The organism is Paenibacillus sp. JNUCC 35 (assembly GCF_058269095.1).
The window spans coordinates 6,149,461-6,172,210 of record NZ_CM177771.1 but is presented as its reverse complement, the minus strand read 5'-3'; the positions used below and the strand labels follow the sequence as shown (position 1 = coordinate 6,172,210).

Here is a 22,750-nt window from a genome sequence, read left to right as displayed (position 1 = left end):
TATAAGCTTCTCCGCTGTTTGGGCAGTGGAGGGGCTTATTTTTATTGTTTTTATCTTCGATTAGACGGCGTAAAACTATCCGGGCTTATTATTTTTTTTAAAATGACCGAAAGAGGACTCTCTAAATGAACCGAAAATTTCGATATAAATGGATGTATGGATGGCTCGGGATTGTACTGCTCGTATGGACCGTCGGCATATCGAATGTACAGGCGTATCCGGTTTCCAGCGATCCTTTGCGGGTGAAACAAACCTATTTGGATGACATACATATGGATGAAGGCTGGGCGCAGGCAGGCGATAGCGATGAACCCGTCATCGTGGCGGTCGTGGATACGGGCGTCGATCTGACGCATCCCGATCTGGAAGGCAGACTCGTCCCGGGAGCGAACCTGCTTAATCCGCAGGAGAAACCCCAGGACGATAACGGCCACGGTACGAACGTGGCCGGGATTATCGCCGCCAAGATGAACAACGACAAAGGCATCGCCGGCATCGCGCCCAACGCGAAGATTATGCCGATCAAGGCATTGGAAGCGGACGGTACGGGCGGGGAGACCAAGCTCGGCGAAGGCATCCGTTATGCCGTCGATCACGGAGCCAAGATCGTCGTGCTCTCACTGGGCTTGAACAAATATTCAAGCTTCATGGCCGGCACGGTCCGCTACGCCGAGGAGCGCGGCGTGCTTCTTGTCGCCGCCTCCGGCAACGAAGGCGGCAGCGTGAAGTATCCCGCCGCGTACCCGACGGTGCTCGGGGTAGGCGGCATGACCTCCGCGCGCCTCGCGGACGACCGGTCGAACTACGGACCGGATCTTGACCTCGTGGCGCCTTGGCAGGTGTACACCACCGCCAAAGGCGGAGGCTACGAGAGCAAGGAGGGCACGTCGATGGCCGCTCCGCAGGTGGCGGGCGCTGCGGCGCTGTTATGGGGCCGCGCCCCTTACCTGGAGCCCTGGCAGCTCAGGGAGCTCATCAAGCAGACGGCAGAGGATCTGGAATCGCCCGGATGGGATGCGACAACAGGCTTCGGGCTCCTGCGGGTAGACCGCCTGATGAAGGAGCCGCTTCTGAGTGACCGTTTCGAGCCGAATGACGATTCGGGCCATGCGCCCATGCTGCCCGTACACACTCTCATCCATGCGGATTTCAGCTCCGGCAAAGATACCGATTGGTTTACACTGGATAGTCCCTACGACGGTTTTGTGAAGCTTGTCTTAAAAACAAGTGATGCTAGTCCTGTTTCTATTCGGTATTTTCGGGATAATAAAGAGGCAGAAGAGGTATTCACCACGGACCCTCAGAATCCGGTTGTGACTCTGCCTGTTCAGAAGGGAAAGAGCAAAATCGCTGCAAGTCTTCTTGATCCGGGTAGAGCAGGAGCAGTCCTGTATACGCTGCAGACCGACTTCCAGATTTATCAAGACGCTTTTGAAGATAACGACCATCAGTATAAAGCGACTTCCCTGCCTGCGAGAAGCCAGATTGTGAAGGGCACCTTTCATCAGGAGAACGATCAGGATTGGTTTATGATTTCTTTTAAGAAATCCGGTACTCTCCGCTTGAAAACTTCCGTGGATACCGCTAGAATAGACCCGGTAGTATTGATTCAGAAAAAGGGAGAAAAATCGACAACTTTTGACCAGTTTGGAGAAGGAGCGACCGAGGCGACCCCTCTTATGAATGTCACGCCAGGCGACTATTACATCCGGATCAGCAATGTGAAGGACAATACGCAGCCGGTGATGGGGGAGTATACGCTATCGGTTGATTATACACCTAAGCTGATTGACCCGAATGAACCCAATAATAAGCCCTACCAGGCTACGGCACTGACACTGCATGAAGATCGTCCCGGCGTTATAGAGAGTGCTTCGGATTTGGATTGGTTTCAATTCCGGCTGGAGCAGGAAAGTCTGGTGCAGCTGAAGTTCGGCTCTCTCCAGCGGGGATGCGATATGGCGTTCACGCTGTACGATCACACCCTGAAGGAGCTCGACAGCAAGAGCAGCGAAGGGGTTGCCGAGAATCTCGTTCTTGACAGGCGCTTGCCGGCAGGCTTGTATTATATCAAGCTGCAGAGTGACAGGGCTGCGACTCAGCAGATGTATCAGCTGAATGCGGCCGCACAGCCTCTCGTTGCCGGATTTTCCGATATTCACGGACATTGGGCCGAGAAGGCTATCGCAGACCTGGCCAGCAGGCATGTTATCGACGGAGACGGGAGCTACAAATTTTACCCTGACCTGCCGATCACCCGCGCACAGGCCGCTGTAATGCTGGCGAACGGATTCCGCCTGGATAAGAACAGGCCGGTCGATTATCCGGATCTCAGCAGCAGCCATTGGGCCTATGATTCCATTGCAAGGACAACAATGGCCGGTTACATGGACGGATATGAGGATGGGCATTTCCGACCGGATCAGCCTCTGACCCGGATGGAAATGACGCAAGTGATTGCGAATACGATGCAAATGGCAGGCAAATACCGCGGGCGTTCTCCTTTCCTGGACGTTAACGACCGGTATTGGGGTGTCGGCATTCTGAAGCAAATGTCCGGGGACGGCTGGATTCGGGGATTCCCGGATGGGACTTACCGCCCTGACAATCAGGCGACCCGGGCCGAATTTGCAGCCCTTTTGTCCCGGTTTTCGAATGTTTTCGGGAGGAAGAGGTAGAAACATGTCGAATATGGAAGAACTGACAACTGTTGTTCCGCAAATGCCCCTAATCAATATTGTTGTATATTTAGTCGCCGTGGGACTGTCGTGGTGGGCACTCCAGCAGTTCCGATTCGATGTGCTGCTGAAGCAGCCGCGAAGTCCCGCAGCCAAGATGCTGCAAGTGTTTATGTCCATCGGACTCGGTTACCTGGTAGCCAGTTTTTTCTTGAAGTATCTGGAATGGTCTGTAGGATTAAACGGAATTTTTTGACATTTTGTCGAATAACATCGCTTAGACTTGTAAACAATGGTAGTACAACGGTGCCAAACCCAGACCCCATTCCGAACTGTATGAATGGTGTGTTCATGACGACATAGACCGACAGTCACGTTTTACCCGATTTAGAACGATAAATTAAGACGCGGAGGGACCGAGATGAGCAAAATTATCGTCCGCGGTGGCCGTAAATTAGCCGGCAAGATTAAAGTTAACGGCGCCAAAAACGCTGTACTGCCCATCATTGCGGCATCAATTTTGGCTGCGGAAGGAGAAAGTGTCATACATGACGCTCCTCCGCTTGACGATGTACTTGTAATTAACAAGGTACTTAGAAGCCTGGGCCTGCAGCTCAGCTATCATAATCACAGCGTGAAAGTAAACGCTCAAGCGATCGAGACGTGCGAAGCTTCTTACGAGCTCGTTCGTAAAATGCGGGCTTCTTTTCTCGTGATGGGACCACTTTTGGCCCGCCTGGGCAAAGCCCGTATCTCCCTTCCGGGGGGATGTGCTATCGGCACGCGCCCGATCGACCAGCACCTTAAAGGCTTTGAAGCCATGGGAGCGGAGATCGAGCTGGGTCAAGGCTACATCGAAGCCAGGGTGGAGAAGCGCCTCAAAGGCGCGAAGATTTACCTCGACGTCGCCAGTGTAGGCGCGACCGAGAACATTATGATGGCCGCTACTCTGGCCGAGGGCACGACGATTATCGAAAACGCGGCGAAAGAGCCCGAAATCGTCGATCTGGCCAACTACTTGAATGCGATGGGCGCAGTTGTCCGGGGTGCCGGTACCGGCGTCATCCGCATTGAAGGCGTGGAAAAAATGAAGGGCGCGGTACATAGCGTCATACCGGACCGTATCGAAGCGGGTACTTATATGATCGCCGCTGCGATTACACGCAGTGAACTGTACGTGGAGGGCGCCATCGGCGATCACCTGCGCCCTGTGATTTCGAAGCTGCAGGAAATGGGCGTACACGTGGAAGAGGACGAGAACGGAATTCTCGTCCGTGCCGATAAACCTTTGCGCGCGGCCGACATCAAGACACTGCCGTATCCCGGCTTCCCGACGGATATGCAGTCTCAGATGATGGCGCTCCAGCTGGTTGCGGACGGCACGAGCCTGGTTACCGAGACGGTATTCGAGAACCGGTTCATGCACGTGGACGAATTTATGCTCATGAACGCCTCGATTAAAGTCGACGGCCGTACGGCTGTCGTGAGCGGCAGCAATAAGCTTAAGGGCGCCAAAGTTTGTGCGACCGACCTCCGCGCGGGTGCCGCTTTGATTCTGGCCGCTCTTGTAGCCGAGGGAGAGACCGAGATTACCGGACTTCACCATATCGACCGGGGATACGTGGATATTACCTCCGCGCTCCGTTCAGTGGGTGCCGATATTCAACGGGTCGTCCCGCAGGAAGAAGAGCAGGAGAAACCGCAAGAAATCGGACTGTTCGCCGTTCAGCCTACCTGGGCTTAAGCACTGTACTTTCGTGATCCGCTAACGGATCCAATCAGATATAAGGAAAGCCGGCTCTCCTATCGGAGGGCCGGTTTTTTCGTTCTAATCTAGTAAATACCTTCATAAGATGAGAGTAATCCCGTTCCGCAGAGAGAGGACGATTGGAGCATCTGCTGACAGCGGATTTGGAGCAGCCATTCCTTAAGGGCGGCTCCCCGCTATCCTTCTCGATACTAAAGACGGAACGGAACATTTACGGAGGCCATCTATGAAGTTTAAGAGACGTTCAAAGCTCAAACAGCCGGCACTGCTTTGGACGGGCATTGCGGTTTCGGGTTTGCTGCTGGTCACCGTTTTGCTTCCCGCCGTGGTCGTCAAACAGCAAACCGGCACTTTTGCGGATCCTCGTGACACCGAAGCAGTCTCTTCATCCGCCGGCATGGTTATGGTTCCGGTCTACCTCTCCAAGCAGAAGCAGATTCAGACAGTAAGTCTGGAGCAGTATGTGAAAGGAGTTGTGGCGGCGGAGATGCCTGCGGAGTTTTCGGAAGAGGCTCTCAAAGCTCAGGCGATTGCGGCGCGTACTTATATCGTACGCCGGATTTTAACGGGAGATTTCAGCAACGTCCCCGTCAAGGAAGCATGGGTCACGGACACGATTCAGCATCAGGCCTACCTGACCGACGACCAGCTTCAGAAACAATGGACAGGCAAGGCGTACGAGTCGAACAACAAAAAGATCGACGCCGCCGTAAAGACCACGGCCGATCTCATTCTTACCTACGAGGGGAAGCCGATTCAGGCCACATTTTTCTCCACCTCCAACGGGTATACGGAGGATGTCCGCAATGTGTGGGGGTCCGATGTTCCTTATCTGAAGTCGGTCAGCAGCCCGTGGGATGAGAAGCTTTCGCCCAAATTCAAACAAACCGTAACCCTTTCCTATAAAGACATTCTTCAAAAGATGGGGCTTCCGGCTTCATCGTCCTTAAATTCGGGCAGCATAAAAGTTCTGGAACGGACGGAGTCCAAACGGGTCAAGACCGCCATGATAGCGGGCAAAGCATTTACGGGAAAAGAAATAAGAGAGAAACTGGGTCTCAACTCTACCGATTTTGAAGCGGCTTTGAGCGAAGCGGATTGGACATTTACGGTAAAAGGGTACGGACATGGAGTCGGAATGAGCCAGTGGGGAGCGAACGGAATGGCCAAAGAAGGGAAGAAAGCCGCGGAAATCGCCTCTTATTACTATCCCGGCGCAAAACTGACTTCCGCTTCCACTCTACTGAACAAGAAAACTCAAAAATAAGACCTGCTAGAATTTCTTTAGGGCAAATGTATAAAACTCTCAAACGTGTCAACAATGGTTATTGAGGTGATAACCATATGAGAGATGGTAAACAAGAGTTTCAGAACAAGGAAGAAGCTCCCCAAACTGTAACGGGAGCAGGAAATGTCCCTAACTCCGCATGGAAGAGATTTTTGGCCAAAAAGTGGGTTTTCCCGGCAACTTATGTAGCGGCAGCGGCAATTATCTTAACCTTAATGTGGGTCTATCAGGATGCGGTTAAGAAACCGGTCGCAACGAATACGCCGGCTGATTCCGTTCAATCCGATAAACCTGCTGGTGAAACGGCTAAAAAAGACAATGCCGTTCCCGTAGGTGCCAAAGCCGAAAGCATTCAATGGCCGGTAAAAGACCGCAGCCAAGTAACGATTTCGCTTCCGTCCTACGACAGCAAAGGCAGCAATGAAGCCAAGCAAGCGGCGATGATCGAATACGGAGATACGATTACCCCTCACGTGGGCGTCGATCTTGTCCGTGCAGACAAGCAGGCGTTTGATGTAAGCGCGGCCCTCAGCGGTAAAGTAACCGCGGTGGACAAAAATCCGGTCGTAGGCAATCTGGTCGAGATTACGCACGACAACGGGCTTGTAACGGTTTATCAAAGCCTTGGGGAAGTGAAAGTAGCCAAAGGGGCCGCCGTTAAACAAGGCGATGTTATCGCACAGGCCGGCCGCAACGAGCTGGAGAAGGACCAAGGCGTCCACCTTCACTTCGAAGTGCGCAAGGCGGAAGACGGCACGGCCGAGCTGCCGGAGCAGCTGCTTCCGGAATTCAAACCGCAATAAATCTTTACCATATCGGCGGATGGGGAAAACCCTATCCGTCTTTTTTTTGCCTGCATAGGGAAAACGTCCGGGGGACTAGCTTTCACCTTGTCCGTCAAAATAATTGGACGGAAATAGCTTGTCAGCGGCGGAAACAAAGAATATTAGGCCCTACCCCTCATATAATGTACCAAACTATCCGAGTAGGGAGGCGAGGGGAGTGCACGATTACATCAAAGAGCGAACCATTAAGATCGGAACTTGCATCGTTGAGACGAGAAATACGGTTCGCACCATAGCGAAGGAGTTTGGCGTTTCCAAAAGCACGGTGCACAAGGATTTGACGGAGAGACTGCCGGAAATCAACCCGGAGCTGGCCAATCAGGTCAAAACGATCCTCGAATACCACAAATCGATCCGCCATCTTAGGGGAGGGGAAGCGACCAAAATCAAATACCGCAAGACCAAACCTGTCAAATCCGCTGAACCGCTTGTTACGGTTAAATCCTGACTCCCAAGCCCGCCCTTCCTTCCGGAAAATTGTCGAAATTGTCCCGAAAAAAGAGGAATTTCTGTTTTTTTCTGCGAAATTAGCTTATAATGAAAAATATGTATACTATTCGAAGCACCGCTTCAGTTTATGGGGATGGACGGTTAGTTTAGGGAGGATTATTTTTCATGTTAAGTAAGGATATCGGAATCGATTTGGGCACTGCGAACGTCTTGATTCATGTGAAAGGACGCGGCGTAGTGCTCGATGAACCCTCGGTTGTGGCGATCGAAAGCGATACAAAACGCGTTCTAGCGGTCGGTGAAGAAGCCAGGAGAATGGTAGGGCGTACACCCGGTAACATCGTGGCTATTCGCCCGCTCCGCGAAGGTGTAATCGCCGATTTTGAAATTACTGAAGCGATGTTGAAACATTTTATTTCCAAAGTTGGGGGCAAAAGCTGGTACTCACATCCTCGCATCCTCATCTGTGCGCCTACCAACATTACCTCTGTGGAACAAAAAGCAATTCGGGAAGCGGCTGAACGCAGCGGCGCACGCGAAGTGTTTATGGAAGAAGAACCGAAAGCCGCTGCAATCGGCGCCGGAATGGATATTTACCAGCCGAGCGGCAATATGGTCGTTGATATCGGTGGAGGGACGACGGACGTGGCCGTGTTATCCATGGGTGATGTCGTCACCTCTTCCTCCATTAAGATCGCCGGCGATAAATTTGATACGGCGATTACCAAGTACATCAAGAACAAATACAAATTGCTGATCGGCGAACGCACCTCCGAAGACATTAAGGTCAAAATCGGTACGGTACAAGCCGACAGTACTCGGAATGAAATGGATATCCGCGGCCGGGACATGGTATCCGGTCTTCCTTTGACGATCACGATTCGTTCCGGTGAAGTGCAGGAAGCACTGTGGGATCCGATTTCTTCTATCGTAACTGCCGCAAAAAGTGTATTAGAACGTACACCTCCGGAACTTTCTGCCGATATAATAGATAGAGGGGTTATTTTGACAGGTGGCGGTGCCATGCTTCACGGTCTGGATCAGCTTCTGGCGGACGAGCTCAAGGTTCCCGTTCTGATTGCGGAAGACCCGATGCACTGCGTCGTCAAAGGTACGGGCATTATGCTCGACAACCTGGACAAAGTGACCAAACGAAAATTCGTATAGAGGTGACTCATGCTTAGGGGATTATACACGGCGGCATCCGGCTTGACCATGCAGCAGCGTAAACACGATACCGTGACGAACAACATTGCCAATCTCAATACACCGGGCTTCAAACAGGAAACCACTTCGGCGCGTTCCTTTCCGGAAGTTCTTATCTCGCGTATTCGCGGGGGAGAAGCCGGGGATGGTACCGTGGTGAATGTGGGCAGAATGAATACGGGCGTATTTGCCGAGGAAACCGCCAGACTCATGGCGCAGGGTCCGCTTCAGCAAACGGGAAATCCGCTTGATTATGCGCTTGTTTCCGATATTCAGGTAAACGGCTTGAAGTTCGACAACGGCGGTAAGGCTGTAGGCCCGGACGGTACGGTCGTTTACCAACCGGAAGCGTTGTTTGTGGTCGAGAATCCGCAAGTTGCGGGCGAACGCCACTATACGCGCAACGGCAAATTCACGGTGGATGCGGATGGTTTCGTTGCCAATGCGGACGGTTATCGTCTTGTGGTGGCTAACGGCCAGACAGTCCGTTACGATCCGGCCAATCCGCCCATTCCGCTCGTAATGAAAGTCCAGAATCCGAATGTGCTTCTTCCGGAGGGCAACGGGCTTTTCACGGTCGGCGCGAATGACGAAGGACAAGTTGTGGCGCTGGCGGCGGGAGATCAAGTTGAGGTCCGCAAGGGTTTCGTGGAACGCTCCAATGTGGATCCGACTCAAGCGATGGTCGATATGACGACGGCAGCCCGTGCTTATGAAGCCAACCAGAAGATGGTTCAATTCTATGACCGCAGTATGGACAAGCTTGTAAATGACGTGGGCCGGGTATAAGCAGTGGGCATGATAAAATCCCTCTCAGGGAATGCTTTCGAAGCAGCTTTCTCCGGAAAGCTTGGAGGAGATCACAATGAACAACTCGATTATTAACGCATCGGTCACGATGCAGGGCCTGCAGCAGAAGCTGGATGTATTGGCGAACAACATGGCGAACGTCAATACCGTCGGATACAAGAAGAAGGAAGCCAGCTTCGAGAATGTACTGACGAACACCATGAATCAGCCGCAAGGTTTTATGAAAACCGGACGGATGACTTCTCTCGGGTTTCCTCAAGGCTGGGGCGCCAAGCTGGTCGGCCTGCAGAATATTATGACGCAGGGAAGCCTGAAACCGACGGATGAGCCGTACGATCTGGCTATCGAAGGGGACGGTCTGTTCGAGGTGACCATTCCCGGCTCCAACACACCGGCTTGGACCCGCGACGGAGCTCTTAAGCTCAGCGCGTATAACAAAGTGGACCCGGCTACGGGCAATGTGACCAAAGCCATGGGGCTTGCCACCAAAGACGGTTACTTCGTAAAGGACACGGCCAGCAATCAGCCGATTGAGATCGCGATCGATCCGGCCGATCCGACCCTGCAGAATAGCCGCGTCCGCGTGGACGAGCAGGGGCGGGTAGTGGTTTACAACGAAGCCAATCCGGCGAGTACGGGCAGACAAGTCGGCCAGATTAAGCTGGTCAAAGTCATTAATCCGCAGCTGCTCGGCGAAGCCGACGGCAACTACTTCCGTCTTCCGGCGAACGTGGCGCAGAATAACGTTTTCGCGGCCAATACGGACGGCGTGACCGTCAAGCAGGGCTTCCTGGAGCAGTCCAACGTGGATTTGCAGCAGGAAATGTCCGAACTTGTTATGATTCAGCGTGCTTTCCAATTGAATTCAAGAGCAATCTCCTCGGCGGATACGATGATGGGGCTCGCTAACAACTTGCGCGGCTAATGCGTGAAGGAGGGGCGATTCTCGTGTCCATGGAAGAAGAAAGCAAGGAGACGGAAACAGCATCATCTACGCAGGCTAAAGAACCGGACACGGGCAAACCGGGAGGGACTTCAAGATCCGCCGGAGCGCTTCGCGTCCTGAAGAAACTGCGCGTTCCGCTCATTTTTTTGGGAGCCTTGATTGTCGGGCTTTGGATCGGATATTCAGGAATCGGCGGTCAGCCGACTTTAGACATATTCAGAATCAGCACCTGGAAACATCTCTTCGATTTGGTGTTTGCAGACTGAGCGTGGGCTCCCGCAAGGGAGTTTTCTTTTTGCCCGGAGAAACGGTATAATGGAAACCAATGAAAATGAGAGGAATCGCGCCTGTTCCAGCTTTAGCCGTAGAAAGGGAGAGACGATTGAATTTACCGAATCTGCTTACCATAAGCCGTTTTTTTCTAATTCCCGTCTATCTGTACATTTTCTATGCAGGCTATACGAAACTGGCTTTTCTCGTTGTCGTCCTAGCGGGCATAACTGATATCGCAGACGGATATATCGCCCGCAAACGGAATCTGGTTACCCAGATGGGCATTATGCTCGATCCGCTTGCGGATAAATTGATGATGATCGCGGTCATCATCTCCCTGCTCAGTTCCGGGATGATTCCCTGGCTGGCCGCAGTGGCTTTTTTCATCCGGGATATCGGCATGATCGCAGGGTCGGCTTTTTTTCATTTCCGCGGCAAACAAACGCTTCCAGCCAACGCCATGGGCAAGCTGACGACGGTCCTGTACTACCTGGCTGTCCTGCTTATCCTCTTTCACGTTCCTTATGCAACGGAATACCTGGCGGCCGTCATCTTGTTTTCTTTCGTCACCTCTATTATTTACGTGGCCCAGTTCAATACGGTAAACCGTAAAACCAGGCGATTAAGTACGGAAGAGACAAGTCCGGTAAAAAAAGGGTCGTAAAGACCTTGTTCGAACCTTGAAAAATTGTTTATAAAGGATAGGGAAGCAAAAAAAGAGCATATTCCACGACCATTTCGGTGGCCGCAAAATACGCTCCCTTATATCAACCTTCACTTCTGCAGCGGTGAAGGGATAGGGTTAGTGTGAGTTGTTTCAAACCAAAATATACAAACGGAAAGCGTCGGAAGGAGCAAGATTGCAATGTTGGACAACAAGCAGATTCAGGAGATTATCCCGCACCGCTACCCCTTTTTGCTGGTAGACCGTATTTTGGAGGTAGAGGACGGCGTTCGTGCCGTGGGCCTCAAAAACGTAACGGCGAACGAACCTTTTTTCCAGGGACATTTCCCGGGCTATCCGGTTATGCCGGGCGTTCTTATCTTGGAGGCACTCGCACAGGTCGGAGCGTTTGCGATTTTGAATGTGGAAGCCAACCGCGGGAAAATCGGTCTGCTGGCCGGTGTGGATGGGTTCAGATTCCGCAGACAGGTAACTCCTGGCGACACGCTGACGCTGGAAGTGAAAATCACCCGCTTGAAGGGTACCATAGGCAAAGGCCAGGCGACCGCTAAAGTCGGAGAAGAGCTGGTAGCCGAAGGTGAAATCATGTTTGCGCTGGCAAACGCCTAACCGGATAAAAAAAGATCCTATCATTTTAATAAGGGGACGATGAACGATGACTCGTGTACAGAATCTTTATGAAAAATGGTTGCAGGACCCGTCTATCGACGAAGAAACGAAAAAAGAGCTTCAATCCATTGCAGGACAGGACAAAGAGATCGAAGATCGTTTCTACAAGGATCTTGAATTCGGAACCGGCGGTCTTCGCGGCGTAATCGGCGCGGGTACGAACCGGATGAACCTATATACGGTAGGAAAAGCTACGCAGGCACTTGCGGAATTCGCTTTGAAAAACGGAGGAGCTCATCCTTCCGTTGTGATTGCGTATGATTCGCGCCATCAGTCGCCGGAATTTGCTTTGGAGGCTGCGCTTGTCCTTGCGGGCAACGGAGTGAAGGCCTATGTGTTCGAGTCACTGCGACCGACGCCCGAGCTTTCTTTTGCCGTGCGCGAGCTGAAAGCTTCCGCCGGAATCGTGGTAACGGCCAGCCACAACCCTCCGGAATATAACGGGTATAAGGTGTATGGCGCCGACGGTGGCCAATTGGTGCCGCACGATGCAGAACAAGTGCTTGCGAACATCCAGAAGATCGAGGGATTTGACAGCGTCCGCAAAATCTCTCGCACCGAAGCCGAGGAGAAGGGTCTGCTGGAATGGCTGGGCGGAGAGATGGACGAGAAATACTATGCGGCCGTTACATCCGTGAGTCAGCATCCCGATGTTATTAAGCAAACGAGCGGAGACTTCCGTATCGTATACACCCCGCTGCACGGGACGGGCAACAAACCGGTCCGCGAAGCCCTGAAGCGCATCGGTTTCGAGCAGGTGCGCGTCGTGAAGGAACAGGAGCAGCCGGACAGCAATTTTTCTACGGTCAAATCGCCTAACCCGGAAGAGCGGGAAGCTTTCACGCTGGCTCTGAGAGACGCCAAAGAGTGGGACGCCGACATCATCGTGGGAACGGACCCGGATGCCGACCGGATGGGCGCAGTTGTGAAAGACGATAAAGGCGAATATTTCGTACTCACGGGAAACCAATCGGGCGCTATAATCGTCAATTATTTGTTGGGTTCGTTAAAAGAACGCGGACAGCTGCCTTCTAACGGCGTCGTGATCAAGACCATCGTAACGAGCGAGATGGGAGCCGTTATTGCCGAAAGCTACGGGGCGAAAGTCATGAACACCCTGACGGGATTCAAGTACATCGGGGAGAAAATGACCGAGTTCGAATCGACCGGTGAGCATCAATTCTTGTTCGGGTATGAAGAGAGCTACGGCTACCTGGCGGGAACCTATGCCCGGGATAAAGACGCGGTCGTAGCGGCCATGCTGATCTGTGAAGCGGCTGCTTACTACAAGAGTCAGGGTAAGACACTATACGACGTTCTGCAGGAGCTTTACCGCCAGCACGGCTTCTTCTTGGAGAAGCTGGAGTCCAAGACGCTAAAGGGCAAAGACGGCGTGGAGCAGATCGGTCGGATGATGGAAGACTGGAGAAACAACCCGCCGGCTTCCATTGAAGGTGTGGAGGTTGCGGAAGTAGAAGATTACAGCCGCGGCATTAACGGGCTGCCCAAAGAAAATGTATTGAAATTCAAGCTCAAAGACGGCTCCTGGTTCTGCCTCCGTCCTTCCGGAACGGAACCGAAGATCAAATTCTACTTTGCGGTAAAAGGAACGACAGGCGACGAGGCGGCGAAACAGCTGGAAGGTCTGGTGCGCTTCGTTCTGGGCAGAGTAGAGCAGTAACAGCCGAACCTCTCCAAGGCCCCTGCATCCATACGGTGCCGGGGCCGAGAGGTTTTCGGGTACAAATGACGCATGATTCAAGAAACGGAGTTGAACAGATTGGTACACAGGTATACTGCGGCAAACCGGATGCTGCGCAAGCTTTTATGGTGGCTTGTCATTATTGGCCTTCTGGCTTCCCTGCCGCTTGCCTTCTTCCGCGAACAGACGGAGAAGTCCGCAAATCAAGTGGAGTTTGTGTTTGATTATCGCGACTTATTGGAGATGGCCGACGTGCGGCCGAATCCGCAAGGATTTGTATCGGAACAGCTTCAGGCGATGAAAAAAGCCGGCATCGGATCGCTTTCCGTGTACGAATCGACGCTTTCCGAATTAAGATTGAGCCGACGTATTGAAGTGTTCTCCTCCAAGGATGCGACTTCTCTTACGCAAAAGCCGATCTCGCCGAACGAAAATTTTACGTATATCCTGTTCACTGATCCGGCATCGGAGTCCCAGATCAAACCGATGATCGAGACGGCTTTTAACAAGCTCGGTGTTAAGACAAGCCCATGGAGCTTCAAGAACCAGACGGGCATGATCATCGAAATGAACATGGAAGAAGCTAATATGAAGCCGATGGACCCGGATCCTATTACACTTCAAATGATGAAGGATGAAGGCTTCCGTATCGTGGTACGTCTCGGCAACAAACGTGAATTCGTCACGAACGAGATGGATGCGCTGCTCGCGAAATTATACAAAATGGGTGCCCGTCGTATCATCATTGACGGAGATTATGCCCCGGGATACTCGGATGATCCTGAACAGGTCACTCTCCACAAGATGGGGATTCTGCTCAAAAAGTACGATATGGGTCTGGCCAATATCGAGATGTTGAAACAACCGCAAAAAGGCTTCGGCTCTCTGGCCAAAGATATCGACTATAACGTCGTCCGCCTGCACTCTTTTACGGAGAAAGACGGCGAGAAACTGACGGAGAACCTGACCCAAGAGGATCAGGAAGCCCGTATTCAACAAACGGCGGACCGGTTTGTGCTGGCGGTTAAAGACCGGAATATTCGGATGATCTTCCTTAACGGACGCGCCGTCAAGAATCTGGACAAGGCAGCGATCCTCACTCCGCTGGATGGCCTGTACGAGAGCCTGAACGGCAAAGACGGGGCGATCAAAAGGATCGAAGACGCCGGTTTCACAGTGGAGCCTGCCAAGCAGTTCGACTACACGTACAACGCTTACCAGAATGTCGCCCGGTTCTTTACACTGATCGGCGGTGTCAGCCTGATTGTTCTGTTGGTCGGCTACTTCGTTCCCGAAGCCGTACTGGCGTTGTTTATCATCGGCTTGTTAGGAGCGGCGGGGTTGTTCTTAAAATCGCCGGATCTGTACGCGCAGGGACTTGCGCTCGCTTGTGCGATATCGGCGCCGAGCATCGCAGTCATCGAGGCGATCCGCTCCATTCAATCGGGCCGGGCAGCTAAGGCGAAATCAGCAATCCTTTATGCTTTGGGCCTGCTGATTAAAACGACACTGGTCTCGTTAATCGGAGTCGTTTACCTGGTCGGTTTGCTCAATCATATTTCGTACTTCCTGGTACTCCAGCAGTTCCGCGGTGTCAGCCTTCTGCACCTGCTGCCAATCGCCATTGTCGGTCTCTATCTGCTGTTCTTCCGGGAAACCTTAAACTATCGGGAACGCGGAGAGCGGGTAAAGAAGCTTCTTTTTACTAACATTAGCGTGCTTTGGATAATTGCTGCAGCCGCGGGGGCCGGAGTGATCTACTACTACCTGTCGCGTACGGGCAATGAAGGTCAAACTTCAGCGATTGAGCGTTATCTCCGCTCCTTCTTGGAAAATACGCTGGGTGTTCGCCCGCGGAATAAAGAATTTATGTTGGCACACCCGCTCTTCCTGCTTGGAGCTTATCTGTCGGTCAAATACCGGAACGCCGTTTATTTGCTGCTGATCGGTGTGGTCGGACAGTTGTCCATCGTGGATACATTCGCGCATTTGCACACGCCGCTTGAGATCTCGGGCATCCGGATTACGTACGGAATCGTATTCGGCGCCATGATCGGACTCGTGCTGATCGCCGTCTGGGAAATTGCATCAAGGAGTTGGAAAGCATGGGCCGCGAAATCGAGCACAAGAGCAAACGGTTAGTTGTTTCGGGCTATTACGGTTTTGACAACAGCGGGGACGAGGCCGTTCTGCAATCGATTCTTTTTGCACTAAAAGAACAGGGGGAGACGGCAGGCATCCATATCGAGCCTGTTGTGCTGTCCGCCAATCCCCAGCGTACAAGGGAGATGTACGGAGTCGAGACCTGCCACCGGATGAAGGTGCCGGATTTGTTCCGGGCGATCAAATCGTCCGACGGACTGATCAGCGGCGGCGGAAGTCTGCTGCAGGATGCGACCAGCTCCCGCACCATTCCTTATTATCTGCTGGTCCTCAAACTGGCCCAGTGGATGCGTAAACCGACCTTTATTTATTCGCAGGGAATCGGTCCGGTGAACAATCCGCGCTTCTTTTCCTGGATCCGGTCCACTTTCAAAAAATGCGCCATGATCACGGTCCGCGACCAGGAATCCGCGGATCTCATCGGGCGCATGGGCGTACCGGCCTCTTCGGTCAGCGTGGTGCCGGACCCGGTCATGGGGCTCCCGCTGCGCGGGGGGGCAGCCTCCGGCAAAGCCGGAACCGCCGCCGATGCGAGCGGCGAAACCGGCCGCGTTCCCGTCGTGGGCGTATCCGTCCGCTTCTGGAACGCGGACCGCTCCGAGCTGGACGCGCTCGCCGAGGCGCTGCGCGCCGTGATGGACAGCCGCCGCATTGAGGTGCGGCTTCTGCCGTTCCATCTCCCTTCGGACGAGGAAGCTTCCGCCTATGTGGCGGAGCGTCTCTCTCCCGCGGGAGAAGGCGGCGACGTCCGCATCGTGCGCGGCGTCACTCATCCGCAGGACATGCTCGCCGAGGTGAGCGCCTGCGATGTGCTCGTCGGCATGAGGCTGCATTCGCTGATCTATGCCGCCTCGCAGTTCGTGCCCATGGTCGGCGTGTCCTACGACCCGAAGATCGACCAATTCCTCGCCCGGCTCGGAATGAAGGCCGCGGCATCGACGCAGAGCTTCGACGCCGCGGCGGTAGCCGCCGAAATCGAGCGGCTGCTGGACGGCCGCCGTGAGTGGGCGGACGGCAAGCAAGCCGCCATCGACCGGCTTAAAAAAGAGGCGCAGCTGCCGGCGCAACAAATCATACAATTTTACCGTTAAGAGGGATGAAGACCAATGACTGCTAATGCAAACGCAAGCGCAAGCGTGCCGATTGTCCGGATCTACGGCGTTCCCGTTTCCAAAATGAACATGAAGGATACCGTCACCTACTTGACGGGAGCGATCGAGTCCCGTATTCCGCATCAGATCATAACCGCAAATCCGATTATGATCATGTCGGCTCTCGAGGACCCGGCCTATATGGAGATGATGCGCAGAGTGGAGCTGATTGTCCCGGATGGTGCCGGACTGGTTTGGGCCGCCGGCTACGTCGGACAGCCTGTCGCCGAACGCGTTCCGGGTAGTGACCTCATTCATGAGTTGATGAGAGCGGGAGAGCCTCGCAGATGGAAAGTTTACCTGTTAGGCACGACTCCGGATACAATTCAGGCAGCTGCGGCTAAACTGGCGCGCGATTATCCTCTCATTGATATCGTCGGTTTCAGGGACGGTTATTTCGGAGAAGCGGAAGACCGGCAGGTTGTGGACAGCATTCGGCAGCTGCAGCCGGACATCCTTCTCGTCGGCCGTTCTTCCTCGACGCAGGAACCCTGGATTTCGAAATACAAGCGGGACCTGGACGTTCCTGTTATAATGGGCGTAGGCGGAAGTTTTGACGTTTTGGCCGGTAAGCTGAAGCGTGCACCCAAGATTTTTCAAAAGCTTAAGCTGGAGTGGTTTTACCGCCTGCTTCAGGAACCGTCCCGTTTCGGACGCATGCTGGCTCTGCCTAAATTTGCGTGGAAAGTGATTCGCGACAAAGAAAATGTGTTAAAAACCGATGAAAACCTTTGAAATTGGCGTTGTCCATCTGTTTGGGTGTAAAATAGGACTGGTAATGTTTATAAAGTAGCAGTATAATTTTGTCGGCGGTACATGTTACTAGCGACAAGAGGGGTTGAAAAACCGATTATGTATGGATTATATGTGCTGGGCTTTGTTGTATCCTGCCTGTTTGCACTGTTGTTGACCCCGCTGGTCAAACGTTTTGCCTTCTGGGTAGGCGCCATCGATAAACCGAATCACCGCAAGGTACATACGAGAATCATGGCGCGTATGGGTGGAGTTGCGATTTTCTTGGCTTTTGTCGGAGCATACTTTGTCATCTCACCGGCTTTGTCCGATGTTAACGGAAACGCGGCGCTGGCGTTGGTGCTCGGAGGATTTGTTATTGTGCTCACCGGCGCTTTGGATGATCGTTTCGAGCTTTCTCCCAGATGGAAGCTTCTCGGACAATTCGTTGCGGCCTGTATCGTAGTGGCATGCGGACTGAAGATCAATGAATTCAATGTCCCGTTCGGCGGACACTTCTCCCTGCCTGATTACGTGAGCATGCCTCTGACCGTTCTCTGGATCGTCGGGGTTTCCAACGCGGTGAACCTGATCGACGGTTTGGATGGTCTGTCTGCCGGTGTATCCGGAATCGGTACGGGTACTATTCTGGTTCTTGCGCTGCTGACACCGTTCAGCGATGCTTTTACCGTAATCTTGCTTTGTACGATACTTCTTGGAAGCATTTCCGGATTTCTGTTCTACAACTTTCATCCGGCCAAGATTTTTATGGGAGATTCGGGAGCCTTGTTCCTCGGTTTTGCCTTGGCTACACTGTCGATACTCGGGTTCAAAGTATCCGTCGTTCTCTCCTTGTTGACACCTATCATGATTCTGGGTGTTCCGTTGTCCGATACATTCTTTGCGATCATGAGACGTTTTCTCAATAAGAAACCGATCTCGGAAGCGGATAAGAACCATCTGCATCACTGCCTGCTTCAGCTGGGTTTCAGCCACCGCACTACGGTGCTGATTATTTACGGAATTGCGGCCATGTTCGGCGCGGTAGCTATCATTTTGAATAACTACACGGATTCCGCCTGGTTGACGGTTTTGATCGTTGTCATTCTGCTCTTTGTACTTGTAGTCGGCGCTGAAGCGATCGGTATCATCAGCAGCAGTCAGAAGCCGGTCATCCGCTTTCTCCAGAAGCTGCTCTTTAAACCTTCCGTGAACAGCCGTTTACCCAAATAACGGCACGGATTCCGGCAACAGTTTTACTGAACTTATAAAATAAAATACCTAACCATTCCATTCGTGGAATGGTTTTTTTGTGCCTTTTTTATTCCAAAAAATGAGAAATGGCTAAACATTTCGGCGATCCGGGCCGATATTTAAAATACAACTGTTTAAAGGACACCATGATTAGCTTCGCCTAATATCGGAAGGGGGCCCGCAGACAGCAAGATTGTACGTTTCCATTTGTAGATTTCATCCATTTATATAAGGAGGAGTTTTGTTTTGAAAAAGCATACCCGTAAATGGTTCAGCGTTCTCGTGCTCTTTTCGATGCTGATTAGCCTGCTTCCGCCTCTTACGGCTTACGCGGCTTCCACCATTTCCATCACAAACATGTACAACCAGACCGTAAACTTCGGTACAGACAAGGAAGCTCCACAGGATTACAACAACGTTACACGCGTAACACGCAATCCGTTCACTCTGAAGGCGAGCATTTCCAACATCAGCGACTCGCAGATCAGCTCGATCTACTATGAGATCATGAATGTGAATACAAAGCAGGTTACGGTGGAGAAATCCCACAAACCTACACAAACGGGCGCGAACGAGATTACATTCTCGAACATCACGCTGTCCGAAGGCTTAAACCGCATTATCGTTAAGATGGGGGACACCAACACGCTGTCTTCCGCACCGGGCTGGATTTACTACACCCCGACGACCAACCTGACTGATTTTACGGTAAATAACGCCGGTCTGGTGGACGGCAAAATTTATCCGGTTGACCGCGGCAACATCAAGCTGGGCGTTACAGCTGTCGATATTAAAGCTAAAGCTTCCAACGCGAATGAAGTAAAGGCTTATGAAACCGGAAGTACGGTTCCTAAAATCGGTATTCTGAACCGGACCGAAGGCATGGTTTACTTCCGTGGGGGAGATGCCGCCGCAGGCTGCGGTTCCACGGGTGAAATTTGTTTGAAAGCCGGGGATAACCGGATTGTTTTCGATTCCAGCAACGATTCGAACTCCTACCAGACGGAAAAACGGTTCGTGTACGATAACGGTCAACCGTTTGCATTCGGGGTAGAGATGGGCGTTACGAGCGCAGGTACTACACAGTCTCTGCTGGACAAGCCTAACTTCGATGTAAAAGAACTGACGCTTAAAACAAGCCTTAAAGTTGACTATGATTCAACCGGGGCTCTGCGTCAGAATCGTGTTGACGTACTGATCAACGGACAGCAGGTGGCCGCAGGCCTTGACCTGAACACGCCAAGCAGCTCTGTAGGGGGCGCAGTCAAGAAATTTACTACAAACTCCACGTTCACACGTGCCAATGAATATGCGGCTTATGATCTAGTTCTGGATCTGAACGTTGCCGGTCTGACCGATTGGACAGCGGCGCGTAATCCGCAAACGATTCAATTTATTTTCAAGGATGCAACAGGTTCGGCTGGACAAGGGGAGTCTTCGTATACCTTTAACTACACCAACCCGAACGAAGCCGGTATTCTCGATGTTTCGATGGTAACGGGCAAAGACGCCGCTACGAACACGAACATTTACACTTCCTTGAGTGAGTCGGCAACGACCGAGGTTAACGAACTGCCGGTAGAAATGAAGATCAAAGCTAACGGACACACAACTAAGATCAAAGTTTTCCTGGACGGCAAAGAATTCGCAGAGGTTGGCAATCCGTCCAATAATGAATTTATCTACAAACTGGAAAACATCACCGACGGTCAAAAAAACCTCAAGTTTGTTCCGGTTGATGCTTCTGGCACACTAGTTGAGAATGGAAGCCGTCAATATACGATTCAAATTAACAACGCACCGTATATTATTGCGAATCAAATCGCAAGCCCGGGCAACACGGGCATCACGCTCCGTGACGTTAAACAACTGACTTGCGGATCCGATGTCGCTTGTCTTTCGGGTAAAGCGGTTAACTACCTGCCTACAGGCGCCGGCAACAAAGTCGAGCTTTATGTCAACGACAAAATGATCGAGCTTCAAGCGAGCGACTTTGACGCCAACCGTCAATTTAAGTTTGATCTGGCCAGACTGGGAACGAAATACGGCATTACGCCTGCCCAACTGTTCAGCGAAGGCGCTAACCAGATCAAGTTCTTTATGTACGTAAACAACTCCCTGATCAGCAAGGCGATTTATAATGTAAACCTGATCACGGCCGAGGCGCCGGAAATCGTTCTTTTCGTACCGAATGAAGATTCGGTTGGCAAGAGCAAGTTTCCGAAAGCTCAAAAGCCGGATATGTATGCCACGAATGAACGTACCGTTCAATTGAACGGAAAATTCTTTAACACAACTAACGCAGGCAACGTTACGGTTTCCCTGAACGTGTACTCCAAAGATAAAGACGGCAATCCGCGCGCCGACTATCACGTGTGGAACAGCGTTTCTGGCTCCAGTACGAACGTAAGCGGAGGATTCTTCACCGGTATGCCTAGCTCCGGGGTTGAATTCAGAACGAATGCCATTAAGCTTCCTGAAAAAGGCGAAATGACGTTCCAGTTCACGGTTACGAACCAAGCTAACATGAGTGTTTCCAAGACGGTTACCATTGCACGCGAACCGCTTCCGTATGTTGTGAAAAAGCCGGTACTTATCGAGAACGAAAAGCATGAGTACCAAGCGAACATCAACAGCAACTTCTACACGATTGTGATCGATGCCGAGAAAGCGGACAGCGTTACTTTCGGTAAAGAGACGGCAAGCAAGCAAACCTTGAACGAAAACGGCCTCGATGTAGATCGTTTCTCTTATGAAGTGAGAGATCTCAAGGCGGGCAAAAACACGATCAAGTTCACGGTCAACCGTGGAACCTCGAAAACAAACGGTACTATCGTGCTGTACAACACAAATACGCCGGTTGTCGGAGCGGAATATCTGGACGGTATGACCAGCAACTTCAACGTATTTAACGGTGACGTTAAACTGAAGTTCGATAAAGACACCAAACTTATGCGCTTTAAACCGACTTTCGATAACAATCAGTACATTACTGCCGATCGTAAAGTATACTTCGGTATTGCAGATACCGTTGACGGCCGTGTAGACAAGATCAACAATCCGTTCAGCAGCGACTATGCCAAGTCTCTACTCGCCAGAAAAGGCAAGGGCGATAACTTTAGCGCAGCGAGCAAATTGTTCTACATCGATTCGGGTACAATTCCCGAGAAAGCAAGCGGACAATCGACGGAAGATTATCTGCAAAACGCTCTCCGGGGAAGAGGGATGGAACCGTTTGATCTTAAAAACAACTTCTATACCCGTTCCGTTGATCAAACTGTAGTTCCTACCAAACGCGGTACGCTGACTCTTAAGTTCGACCAAGCTATCCGTGACGACGCAGGTAAGTATATCTCCGTCTTCTTCTTTGATACGTATGAGCAGTACAACACATTAACAGGACGCGGTTGGGTTAATCTTGGCGGCGTTGTGGATGTGAAGAGCAACACGGTCACGGTTCCGTTTGAGAAATTCGGTTACTATCAAGTTATGTACATGGATAAAGGCTTCGATGATGTAACGGGCCACCCGTGGGCAAGAAATGAACTGGAAACCTTGTTCTCCAAAGGGATCATGAACAGCAAAACGAACTATTCGTTCAGCCCGAACGAACCGATTTCCCGTGGCGAATTCGCTACCATGCTCGTTCGCATTTTCGATCTTCCTTTAAATTACAGCGGCACGCCGACCTTTATTGACGTATTTAAGGTTGAAAATCTGTACGGTTTGTATGACTACAAGTATATCGAAACAGCAGCAAGAGCGGGTATCGTCAGGGGTACTGCGGGCAACCGCTTTAGTCCAGACAGCTCGCTTACACGTCAGGATGCTTCCGTGATGATTGCCCGTGCGGCAGATTTGAAGCTGGGTACCGACAACAAAAAGATTCTTGCAGGGCTGCAAAAAACGTTTACCGACGCGAATACGATCGATTATTATGCCCAACCGGCCGTAGAGGCCGTTGTAAAGGCTAAATTGATCGAAGGCAAGCCTAACGTTCTTATCGAAGGCCAGAAGAAAGAAACGGTCCGTTTCGATCCGCTGGAAACCTTCACGAGAGCCGAGGCGGCTATTGTTGCGATTCGTGTCATGAAGCAGCAAGGCAAGCTGAAGTAAACGGATAAAAAGAA

Annotated in this window: 18 protein-coding genes; all 18 read left to right on the top strand. The window is 51.9% G+C overall.

Going from position 1 to position 22,750, the window contains the following annotated elements:
• Window positions 1-125: 125 nt before the first annotated feature.
• The 18 genes from AC2TF6_RS27915 to AC2TF6_RS27830 all read left to right on the top strand — a co-directional run bounded on the left by AC2TF6_RS27915 (window position 126) and on the right by AC2TF6_RS27830 (window position 22,736).
• Entirely contained in the window at window positions 126-2,678 is a 2,553-nt protein-coding gene (locus tag AC2TF6_RS27915) for a S8 family serine peptidase (protein ID WP_491309398.1), read from the top strand.
• 4 nt (window positions 2,679-2,682) lie between these two features.
• Window positions 2,683-2,934 (top strand): DUF1146 family protein, encoded by a 252-nt coding sequence (locus AC2TF6_RS27910; protein ID WP_042233847.1) that lies wholly within the window; start codon window positions 2,683-2,685, stop codon window positions 2,932-2,934.
• Between the two features lie 165 nt (window positions 2,935-3,099).
• Window positions 3,100-4,422: a UDP-N-acetylglucosamine 1-carboxyvinyltransferase gene (gene murA / locus AC2TF6_RS27905; protein WP_491309397.1), complete on the top strand. Its 1,323-nt coding sequence runs from the start codon at window positions 3,100-3,102 to the stop codon at window positions 4,420-4,422.
• Between the two features lie 250 nt (window positions 4,423-4,672).
• Window positions 4,673-5,713 (top strand): stage II sporulation protein D, encoded by a 1,041-nt coding sequence (gene spoIID, locus AC2TF6_RS27900; protein ID WP_491309396.1) that lies wholly within the window; start codon window positions 4,673-4,675, stop codon window positions 5,711-5,713.
• Between the two features lie 77 nt (window positions 5,714-5,790).
• A complete protein-coding gene (locus tag AC2TF6_RS27895; RefSeq protein WP_491309395.1) occupies window positions 5,791-6,537 on the top strand; it encodes a peptidoglycan DD-metalloendopeptidase family protein in 747 nt (248 codons plus the stop codon).
• Between the two features lie 199 nt (window positions 6,538-6,736).
• Window positions 6,737-7,027, top strand: a complete 291-nt coding sequence (gene spoIIID, locus AC2TF6_RS27890; RefSeq protein WP_009676986.1) for a sporulation transcriptional regulator SpoIIID — start codon at window positions 6,737-6,739, stop codon at window positions 7,025-7,027.
• A 167-nt stretch (window positions 7,028-7,194) separates the two neighbouring features.
• Entirely contained in the window at window positions 7,195-8,196 is a 1,002-nt protein-coding gene (locus AC2TF6_RS27885; RefSeq protein ID WP_491309394.1) for a rod shape-determining protein, read from the top strand.
• A 9-nt stretch (window positions 8,197-8,205) separates the two neighbouring features.
• Complete coding sequence (locus AC2TF6_RS27880; RefSeq protein ID WP_491309393.1) at window positions 8,206-9,024, top strand: flagellar hook-basal body protein; 819 nt, start codon at window positions 8,206-8,208, stop codon at window positions 9,022-9,024.
• Window positions 9,025-9,100: 76 nt separating this feature from the next.
• Entirely contained in the window at window positions 9,101-9,970 is an 870-nt protein-coding gene (locus AC2TF6_RS27875; protein ID WP_370001634.1) for a flagellar hook-basal body protein, read from the top strand.
• A 29-nt stretch (window positions 9,971-9,999) separates the two neighbouring features.
• On the top strand, window positions 10,000-10,257 hold the full coding sequence (locus tag AC2TF6_RS27870; protein WP_231392080.1) for a DNA-directed RNA polymerase subunit beta: 258 nt from the start codon (window positions 10,000-10,002) through the stop codon (window positions 10,255-10,257).
• A 116-nt stretch (window positions 10,258-10,373) separates the two neighbouring features.
• Window positions 10,374-10,928, top strand: a complete 555-nt coding sequence (locus AC2TF6_RS27865) for a CDP-alcohol phosphatidyltransferase family protein (protein ID WP_491309392.1) — start codon at window positions 10,374-10,376, stop codon at window positions 10,926-10,928.
• A 201-nt stretch (window positions 10,929-11,129) separates the two neighbouring features.
• A complete protein-coding gene (gene fabZ / locus AC2TF6_RS27860; protein WP_009677001.1) occupies window positions 11,130-11,558 on the top strand; it encodes a 3-hydroxyacyl-ACP dehydratase FabZ in 429 nt (142 codons plus the stop codon).
• A gap of 46 nt (window positions 11,559-11,604) precedes the next feature.
• Window positions 11,605-13,299: a phospho-sugar mutase gene (locus AC2TF6_RS27855; RefSeq protein WP_491309391.1), complete on the top strand. Its 1,695-nt coding sequence runs from the start codon at window positions 11,605-11,607 to the stop codon at window positions 13,297-13,299.
• A gap of 99 nt (window positions 13,300-13,398) precedes the next feature.
• Window positions 13,399-15,462 (top strand): DUF5693 family protein, encoded by a 2,064-nt coding sequence (locus tag AC2TF6_RS27850; RefSeq protein WP_491309390.1) that lies wholly within the window; start codon window positions 13,399-13,401, stop codon window positions 15,460-15,462.
• The gene (gene csaB, locus AC2TF6_RS27845) at window positions 15,426-16,574 is read left to right on the top strand and encodes a polysaccharide pyruvyl transferase CsaB (protein WP_491309389.1); all 1,149 of its coding nucleotides are present in this window, start codon (window positions 15,426-15,428) and stop codon (window positions 16,572-16,574) included. The genes AC2TF6_RS27850 and csaB overlap by 37 nt, the downstream gene beginning before the upstream one ends.
• Window positions 16,575-16,589: 15 nt before the next feature.
• Complete coding sequence (locus AC2TF6_RS27840; protein ID WP_491309388.1) at window positions 16,590-17,369, top strand: WecB/TagA/CpsF family glycosyltransferase; 780 nt, start codon at window positions 16,590-16,592, stop codon at window positions 17,367-17,369.
• A 117-nt stretch (window positions 17,370-17,486) separates the two neighbouring features.
• The gene (locus tag AC2TF6_RS27835) at window positions 17,487-18,599 is read left to right on the top strand and encodes a glycosyltransferase family 4 protein (protein ID WP_009677093.1); all 1,113 of its coding nucleotides are present in this window, start codon (window positions 17,487-17,489) and stop codon (window positions 18,597-18,599) included.
• A 267-nt stretch (window positions 18,600-18,866) separates the two neighbouring features.
• Window positions 18,867-22,736, top strand: a complete 3,870-nt coding sequence (locus tag AC2TF6_RS27830) for an S-layer homology domain-containing protein (protein ID WP_491309387.1) — start codon at window positions 18,867-18,869, stop codon at window positions 22,734-22,736.
• Window positions 22,737-22,750 lie beyond the last annotated feature (14 nt).